Raw genomic sequence first — 8,501 nt, 5'->3', positions numbered from 1 at the left:
GCGAGGGTCGAGTCCTCGCCGGCGCATTGTTCGCATCATCCTGATGCTCACCCCTCGCGCTTCGCGCTCGGGGCCAGCCCTTGCGGGCTGTCCCAATTCGCTCCCGGCGAATTGGTCGACCACTCTGCCACCTCTCCAGGAAACCTGCCGGCGACGCGAGGGTCGAGTCCTCGCCGGCGCATTGTTCGCATCATCCTGATGCTCACCCCTCGCGCTTCGCGCTCGGGGCCAGCCCTTGCGGGCTGTCCCAATCCCGGAGCTGGCGCTCCGGAGCGGGCCGCGGATGATACGTGGCTCTCGCGGCCAATTCAACCGGATCAGGCCGGCGCGGCCGCTCCGCAGCGCCGTTCATCGAACGCGGCGAGCCGCTCGAGCACGTCGTCGACTTCGATCAGGTCCATCACCCCGGGGTACTCGAGCTTGGTGCCCCACGGCAGCGCATCGGCCGGCTTGCGGCGGAACTTGCGCGCGGCGGCATCATAGCGATCGACGCACCATTGGCGGTCGGAGTAGGGGCCGCTGCGCACCGGGTTGCTCGCCGCGTGCAGGCCGAGCACGGGCGTGCCGACCGCATTGGCCATGTGCATCGGGCCGGAATCGGGGCAGAGCACGAGCGTCGCGCGCTGCAGCAGGGCGAGCAGCTGCTTGAGCGTGTCCTTGCCGACGAGATCGATCGGGCGCGTGCCCATGCCGGCAAGGATCGCGTCGGCGAACTCGCGCTCGAACGCGCTCGGCCCACCGCACAGCACGACGCGCCAGCCGAGCGTCAGCGCGGCGTGGTCCATCACCGCTGCATAGCGCTCGGGGCGCCAGTTGCGCAGGCGATGGCTCGACACCGGGCTCACCAGCAGGGTCGGCGCGTCGCCGGGCAGGTGACGTTCGGCGAACGCGTGGGCCTCGTCGGGGATCGGGATGTCCCAGCGCACCTCGGTCTGGCGCAGGCCGAGCGGCTCGAGGAAACTCGCCATCGCGTCGAGCACGTGCTGGCCGTGCCGCGCGGCGATGCGGCAGTTCACGAACAGGCCGTGCAGGTCCTTCGAGCGCGCGCGGTCGTAGCCGATGCGCAGCGGTGCCTTCACGCTGAGGCTGAGCAGGTTCGAGCGCATGGCGACCTGCATGTGCAGGAGGGCATCGAAGCGGCGGCCGGCGAGCTGTTCGCGCACCGCGCGATGGCCCGCGCGCCCGGCGTGCTTGTCGAACACGATGAACTCGACGCCGGGCAGGTCGCCGACCAGCTTGTGCTCGAGCTTGCCGATCAGCCAGGTCAGGCGCGTGCCGGGCCAATGCGCCTGCAGCGTGCGCACCATCGGCACGACGTGGGTGACGTCGCCGATCGCCGAGGTGCGCAACAGGCAAAGCGATGCCGGTTCGGTACCGGCGGTTGCAACTTGTTCCATGCGGTGCTTGCTACCATCTACGGACGAAGCGCGCCGGGCCGGGCGCAAGAGGTGGAAACTTGGCAGACGCATGATCGAGGCGCAAGTTCAATCGACGGCCGACGGTGCGATCGTCTACGACGCCGCGCTCGGCGCGGTGCCCACGGTCGAGTGGTTCGACGCGGCCCACTGGGGCCTGCTCGGCCGCGCCGCGGGCGGCCGTGGCGGCGTCGTGTTCGTCGACACGCCGGCCGGCGCGTGTGCGCTGCGGCATTACCATCGCGGCGGGCTCGCCGCGCGCCTGAGCGCCGACGTGTACGTCTGGACCGGCGCGGCGCGCACGCGCGCGTTCCGCGAGTTCGACCTGCTCGCGCGCCTCGCCGACCGGCACCTTCCGGTTTCGCTGCCGGTCGCCGCATGCTATCGCCGCGACGGCCTCGGCTATCGCGCGGACCTGCTCACGCGGCGCATCGAAGGCACCGAGACGCTCGCCGCCCGGCTCCTGCGCGGAGAGATCGACGCGCTGCTCGCACAGCGCATCGGCGGCACGATCGCGCGTTTCCACCTCGCCGGCGCATGCCATGCGGACCTCAATGCGCACAATATCCTCGTCGCCGCCGACGGTGGCGTCAGTCTGATCGACTTCGACCGCGGCCGCCTGCGCAAGCCGCATTTCTCCTGGCAGCAGGCCAATCTCGCGCGCCTGCTGCGCTCGCTGCGGAAGCTCGGTGCGGGTCGCCTCGACGGCTTCGAGCCGCGCTTCTGGCATCCGCTGCTGGCCGCCTACCACGATGCGATGGCGCGACGCGCGCTCGCCGGACCGGAGCCCGCGCCGTGAACCTGGCCCTGCGCTTCCTGGGCGTCGGCAGCGCGCAGGCGCCCGAACTCGGCTCGGCCTGCGGGGTGCTCGAGCGCGACGGCGAGCCCTTGCTCATGATCGATTGCGGTGCGGAAGCGCTGTCGGCCTACCTCGATCATTACGGCAGGCCGCCGCTCGCGGTGTACGTGACGCATACGCACATGGACCATGTCGCTGGCCTCGAGCGGCTGTTCTATCGCACCTATTTCGACGAGGCGCTGCGCGGGCGCACGCGCATCCACGCGCACGCCGCGCTGGTGCCGCTGCTGCAGGCGCGCGTCGCCGACTACCCGCAGGTGCTCGCCGAAGGCGGCGCGAATTTCTGGGACGGCTTCCGCCTCGTGCCGTGCTCGCGCGGCTTCTGGTGCGACGGCCTCTGGTTCGACGTGTTCGCGACGCGCCATCACGCGCCCAATTCCTCGTTCGGCCTCGCGCTCGCCGGCAGCTTCGTCTGGACCGGTGATACGCGCCCGGTACCGGAGATGCTCGCGCAGCATGCGTCGGACGGCGAACTCGTCGCGCACGACTGCGCGCTGCACGGCAATCCCTCGCACACCGGCCTCGACGACCTCGCGCGCGAATATCCGGCCGACCTGCTGCGACGGTTCATGCTCTACCACTACGCCAGCGAGGCCGACGCGGTGGCGATGGAGCGCCACGGCCTGCGCGTCGCGCGCCGCGGCGACGTCGTCGCGCTCGCGCCGCCGCTCGCGCGCGCGTTGCCGGGAGCCGCCTGATGGGCGCGCCTATCCCGGTCCGCGTCGAAGGTGCCGAGCACGCGGCGCCGCTCGACGCGCGCGGGCGCCACCTGCACGACCTGCGCATCTCGGTCATCGACCGCTGCAACTTCCGCTGCCCTTACTGCATGCCGGAGGAGCAGTACCCGCGCGACCACGAGTTCCTGCGCAAGGCCGAGCGCCTGCGCTTCGAGGAAATCGAACGGCTCGCGCGCGTGTTCGCCGGGCTCGGCGTGCGCAAGCTGCGCCTGACCGGGGGCGAGCCGCTGCTGCGGCGCGAGTTGCCCGTGCTCGTGCGCGCGCTGGCAGCCATCCCGGGCATCGAGGACGTCGCCCTGACCACCAACGGCACCCTGCTCGCGGCGCACGTCGACGCATTGCGCGAGGCGGGGCTCGGCCGCATCACGCTCAGCCTCGACACGCTCGATCCGGACACGTTCCGCGCGATGTCGGGCGGACGCGGCGAGGTCGCCGAGGTGATCGCGGCGATCGCCGCGGCCGAACGAGCCGGCTTCACCCGGCTCAAGATCAACTGTGTCGTCATGCGTGGCACCAACGACGGCCAGGTGCTCGGCCTGCTCGAACACTTCCGTGGCAGCGGCCACATCGTGCGCCTGATCGAATACATGGACGTCGGCACCTGCAACGACTGGCGCCGCGATCTCGTCGTGCCGAGCGCGGAGCTGCGCGCGCGCATCGCCGCGCGCTGGCCACTGGTCGAGCTCGCACCCAACTACGGTGGCGAGGTCGCGCGGCGCTGGGCATTCGCCGACGGCGGCGGCGAGATCGGTTTCATCAGTTCGGTGAGCGAGCCGTTCTGCGGCGACTGCTCGCGCGCGCGCCTGTCGGCGGACGGGCGGTTGTACACCTGCCTGTTCGCATCCACCGGGTGCGACCTGCGCACGCCGTTGCGCGCGGGCGCCGACGATGCCGCGCTCGCCGGTCTCGTCGGCGCGGTATGGCGCGCGCGTGGCGACCGTTACAGCGAGGCGCGCAGCGAGGCGACCGCCGCGCAGCGCGAGCGCGTCGAGATGTATTCGATCGGAGGCTGAATGGGCAAGCTCACGCACGTCGACGAAGAGGGCAGGCCGCGCATGGTCGACGTCGGCACGAAGGCGGTCACGCGCCGCGAGGCGACCGCCGAGGCGCGCGTGCGCTTTCCGCCCGCGGTCGCGCGCACGCTGCGCGCGCAAGGCATGCAGTCGGCGAAGGGGCCGGTGGTCGACACCGCGATCATCGCCGGCACGATGGCGGTCAAGCGCACGCACGAACTCATCCCGTTCTGCCATCCGCTGCCGGTCGAGCACTGCCGCATCGAGATCGCGTTCGACGGCGGCGACGAGCTGCTCGTGCGTTGCACGGTCGCGCTCAGCCACAAGACCGGCGTCGAGATGGAGGCGCTGACCGGCGCAAGCATCGCGGCGCTGACCGTCTACGACATGTGCAAGGCGCTCTCGCACGAGATCGTCATCGACGGCGTGCGCCTGGTCGAGAAGCGCGGCGGCAAGCGCGACGTGCACGCGGGGCGCGCGCGATGAACGTGAAGCTGCTGTATTTCGCCAGTCTCGCCGATCGCGCCGGTCGCGGCGCGGAAACCCGCGACAGTGCCGCGCGCACGCCACGCGAGCTCTACGCCGAAGTCGCCGCCGCGCACGGGTTCGCGTTTCCGCTCGAACGCCTGCGCGTCGCCGTCAACGGTGCATTCGTCGACGTCGATCGCCCGCTCGCCGACGGCGACGAGATCGTGTTCCTGCCGCCGGTCAGCGGCGGATGAGGGGCGCGCGCATGACGGACCCACGTTTCCGCCTCAGCGAGACGCCGATCGACGTCGCCGCCGAGCGTCCCGCGCTCGACCATGCGGCGGCCGGTGCCTATGCGAGTTTCGAGGGCTGGGTGCGCGACCACAACGACGGTCGCGCGGTGCATCGCCTCGACTACCAGGCGTATGCCGCGCTCGCGCTCGCCGAAGGAGAGGCGATCCTCGAGGAAGCGCGTGCGCGCTTTCGCGTCCGCGAGGCGCGCTGCGTGCATCGCGTGGGAAGCCTCGCGATCGGCGACCTCGCCGTCTGGGTCGGCGTCAGCGCCGACCATCGCGGCGCCGCATTCGACGCCTGTCGCTGGATCATCGACGAAGTGAAACGGCGCGTGCCGATCTGGAAGAACGAGCACTACGCCGACGGCGAATCCGGCTGGTTGCATCCCGAGTGAACTCCGTCGCGCGGCGGAACCCATGCCGCCTGCGTCGTTCTCGCGGCGGAACCCATGCCGCCTGCGTCGTTCCCGCGGCGGAACCCTTGCCGTGCATCTCCTGCTACCGTCGCCGGATCGGGGAATGCGCGGCGTGCCCCGCAGGCGGTGCAGGCGCGGGCGTGTCGTCCGCGTGCAACTGGGGGTTTGCGAGAGTGAACAAGCATTCGATCAAGGCAGCGTGGCTGCTGGTACTCGGTTTTTCCGCCGCCGGCGCGGCGCTCGCCGGGCCGACGGAGGCGTATTGGCACGATGTCGCTGCGCGCAACCTCGCACCCGATGCACCCCATCCGGCCGCCTACCGGGCACTTTCGCTCGACACGCGCGACATTGCTGCGTACCTCGAGGCCGCGCATGAGCGCGGCATCGCGACGAATGTCGCGTTGCCCCAGCCGAACGGCGGCTTCGCCGACTTCATGGTCGTCGACTCGGGCACGCTGCCGCCCGAGCTGCAGCGCAAGTATCCCGACATCCTGAGCTTCAAGGGCAGCGACGCGCAGGGACGACCGGTCCGCCTCGACGTGTCGCCGATGGGATTCCAGGCGATGGTGTTCGACCCGTCCGGCATCTGGGTCGTGCGTCCGCAAGTGCCCGGCGGCGGGACCGACTACATGAGCTTCCGCCGCAGCGAGCTGGCGATTCCCGGCGGCATGGGCCGTTGCGAAGTGCACGGGCAGGGCTCCGGCGCGAACACGAACCCTCTCGTGCCGAGCGAGCCGATGACGCAGACCGGCGTCAATCATCGCGTCTACCGCGCTGCCGTCGCGGCCAACCACCAGTACATCGCCGCGGTCGGCGGCGGCACCGTCGCGGGCGGACTGTCGGCGACCGTCGTCGCGATCAATCGCGTCACCCAGATATACGAAACGGAACTGTCGATCCAGCTCACGCTGGTGCCGAACAACGACCTGCTCATGTATGCGAGCGCGACGGGCGATCCGTTCGGCAGCAACGGCGGTGGCGTCATCAACAATTCCACGTCGGTCATCAATGGCGTGGTCGGCGCCGCCAACTACGACATCGGCCATGTGTTCACGACCGGCAGCGGCGGCGTCGCGGGCCTCGGCAACGTCTGCAGCAGCAGCAAGGCGCGCGGCACGACTGGCCTGCCGACCCCGATCGGCGATGCGTTCTACGTCGATTACGTCGCGCACGAGATGGGCCATCAGTTCGGCGGCGACCACCCGTTCAACGGCGTCGGCGACTTCTGTTCCGGCGGCAACCGCAACGGCCCGACCGCCTACGAGCCGGGCAGTGGTTCGACGATCATGGCCTATGCGGGCATCTGCGGCGCCGATGACCTGCAGTCGCATTCCGATCCGTATTTCCATGCGATCAGCCTGCAGCAGATCAACGCGTACACGAACGCCGGCGGCAACTGTTCGGTCAATGTCGTCAACGACAACCAAGCGCCGGTGATCGACACCGGCAGCCTGCCGGCCGGGTACACGATCCCCGCGCGCACGCCGTTCGTCCTGAGCGCCTCGGCGAGCGACCCCGATGCGGGCGACACGGTGACGTACTCATGGGAGGAATGGGATATCGGCCCGGCCGCCGCGCTGGCGGTGGGCGACAACGGCTCGAGCCCGATCTTCCGCGCATGGCCGCCCACCGTCAGCGGCGCGCGCATGTTCCCGAAGCTGTCCACGGTACTGACCGGCAGCGCGGTGCCGGGCGAGACGCTGCCGACGACCACGCGTGCGCTGAAGTTCCGCATGACCGTACGCGACCAGCGCCCGGCGCGCGGCACGACGCAGAGCGAGGACGTGACCGTCAACGTCGTCGCCAGCGCGGGGCCGTTCCAGGTGACGGCGCCGAACACCGCGGTATCGTGGCCACAGGCGAGTTCGCAATCGGTCGGTTGGGACGTTGCCAACACGACGGCCGCGCCGGTGAATTGCGCCACGGTCGACATCGCGCTGTCCGCCGACGGTGGCCAGACGTTCCCGTACACGCTCGCGAGCGGCGTCGCCAACTCCGGCAGCGCCAGCGTGACGGTGCCGGCCATCGCGACGACGCGCGCCCGCGTCAGCGTCGCCTGCGCGAGCAACATCTTCTTCGACATCTCCGATGCCGACTTCACGATACCTGCCGGGGCCGGTACCTACACGGTCGGCGGCAGCGTCTCCGGGCTCGCCGGCGACGGCCTCGTTTTGCAGCTCAACGGCGGCAACGACATGGCCGTCGTCGCCAACGGCAGCTTCGCGTTCCCGGTCGCGCTCGCCGGTGGCACGAACTACGCGGTCAGCGTGAGCGCGTCGCCTGCGCACCCGGCGCAGTCCTGCGCCGTGACGAACGGCAGCGGTGCGATCGGCGCGGTCAATGTCACCGATGTTTCGATCGCGTGCACGACCGCGCCCGCCCCGACCTACACGATCGGCGGCCACGTGAGCGGCCTCGTCGCCGGCGGCCTCGAGCTCAAGCTCAATGGAGGCGCGGCATTCCCGATCGCGACCGATGGTGCGTACACGTTCCCGGCGGCACTCGCCGACGCCAGCGTGTACACGGCGATGATTTCGTCGCAGCCGGTCGGGCAGGCGTGCACGCTCGCGCATGCGAACGGCACGCTCACCGGTGCGAATATCACCGATGTCGATGTCACGTGTACCGGTGGGGCGAGCTACACGGTCGGCGGCATGGTCGCCGGGCTGACCGGCAGCGGGCTCTCGCTCTCACTCGACGCCGGCGCCCAGACGCTGCCGATCGCGACGAACGGATCGTTCACGTTCCCGCTGGCGCTCGCCGACGGCTCGGCGTACGTGGTCACGGTCGGCACGCAGCCGACGGGGCAGGTGTGCTCGGTCGCCAACGGCAGCGGCGCGATCGCCGGCGCGAACGTGACCCAAGTGGGCGTGAGCTGCGCGGACGATGTCATCTTCGCCGATGGTTTCGATGGCAACGGCGCAGCGGTCCAACCCGTGCGGGACCTCGGCTTCTAGGCGACGACGGAAGACGGTGGCAGCAAACCCTCGTGGGACAAGCCTCGACGGCCACGTCACCGTCGATGCAACTCCATCGAGCGCGCCCCCCGCACCAGCGAGACTGCAGCGCAGCCGCGCGTGCCGGTGCCCGCCGCGCCAGGCCCTCCCGTGTCCGCGCGCCCTTGTAAGCACCTGTACCTGCTAGTATCCTGCGCGACCCGCCGAGCGGGAGCGCATGCGGCGGATCTCGTTCACCGCATTCGCAACGGAGAGGTGTCCGAGTGGTTGAAGGAGCACGCCTGGAAAGTGTGTAAACGGGTCAAACCGTTTCGCGGGTTCGACCAATTCGTCGGGAACGAAT

General features: G+C 70.3%; 8 protein-coding genes. 7 read left to right on the top strand and 1 reads right to left on the bottom strand.

What is annotated here, in order from left to right; all coding sequences use genetic code 11:
* Positions 1–317: 317 nt before the first annotated feature.
* On the bottom strand, positions 318–1,397 hold the full coding sequence (locus tag EV148_RS16885; protein ID WP_132000026.1) for a glycosyltransferase family 9 protein: 1,080 nt from the start codon (positions 1,395–1,397) through the stop codon (positions 318–320).
* A gap of 70 nt (positions 1,398–1,467) precedes the next feature.
* Between EV148_RS16885 and EV148_RS16880 the strand changes: the two genes are divergently transcribed.
* The 7 genes from EV148_RS16880 (at position 1,468) to EV148_RS16850 (ending at position 8,158) form a co-directional block, all read left to right on the top strand.
* Positions 1,468–2,214, top strand: a complete 747-nt coding sequence (locus EV148_RS16880; RefSeq protein ID WP_132000025.1) for a 3-deoxy-D-manno-octulosonic acid kinase — start codon at positions 1,468–1,470, stop codon at positions 2,212–2,214.
* Complete coding sequence (locus EV148_RS16875) at positions 2,211–2,972, top strand: MBL fold metallo-hydrolase (RefSeq protein WP_132000024.1); 762 nt, start codon at positions 2,211–2,213, stop codon at positions 2,970–2,972. Before EV148_RS16880 ends, EV148_RS16875 begins: the two co-directional genes overlap by 4 nt.
* Positions 2,972–4,024, top strand: a complete 1,053-nt coding sequence (moaA, locus tag EV148_RS16870; RefSeq protein WP_132000023.1) for a GTP 3',8-cyclase MoaA — start codon at positions 2,972–2,974, stop codon at positions 4,022–4,024. The genes EV148_RS16875 and moaA overlap by 1 nt, the downstream gene beginning before the upstream one ends.
* Positions 4,025–4,510, top strand: coding sequence for a cyclic pyranopterin monophosphate synthase MoaC (gene moaC, locus EV148_RS16865; protein WP_132000022.1), 486 nt, complete (start codon positions 4,025–4,027; stop codon positions 4,508–4,510).
* Positions 4,507–4,746: a MoaD/ThiS family protein gene (locus EV148_RS16860; RefSeq protein ID WP_132000021.1), complete on the top strand. Its 240-nt coding sequence runs from the start codon at positions 4,507–4,509 to the stop codon at positions 4,744–4,746. The genes moaC and EV148_RS16860 overlap by 4 nt, the downstream gene beginning before the upstream one ends.
* An 11-nt stretch (positions 4,747–4,757) precedes the next feature.
* Positions 4,758–5,180, top strand: coding sequence for a molybdenum cofactor biosynthesis protein MoaE (locus tag EV148_RS16855; RefSeq protein ID WP_132000020.1), 423 nt, complete (start codon positions 4,758–4,760; stop codon positions 5,178–5,180).
* 194 nt (positions 5,181–5,374) lie between these two features.
* Complete coding sequence (locus EV148_RS16850) at positions 5,375–8,158, top strand: reprolysin-like metallopeptidase (protein ID WP_132000019.1); 2,784 nt, start codon at positions 5,375–5,377, stop codon at positions 8,156–8,158.
* Positions 8,159–8,501: the final 343 nt, after the last annotated feature.

It is taken from the genome of Dokdonella fugitiva (genome assembly GCF_004342425.1).
In the GTDB taxonomy this organism is placed as follows: Bacteria; Pseudomonadota; Gammaproteobacteria; order Xanthomonadales; family Rhodanobacteraceae; genus Dokdonella_A; species Dokdonella_A fugitiva.
Note: the sequence above shows the minus strand (reverse complement) of the source record. Positions and strands in the feature narration are given on the sequence as shown.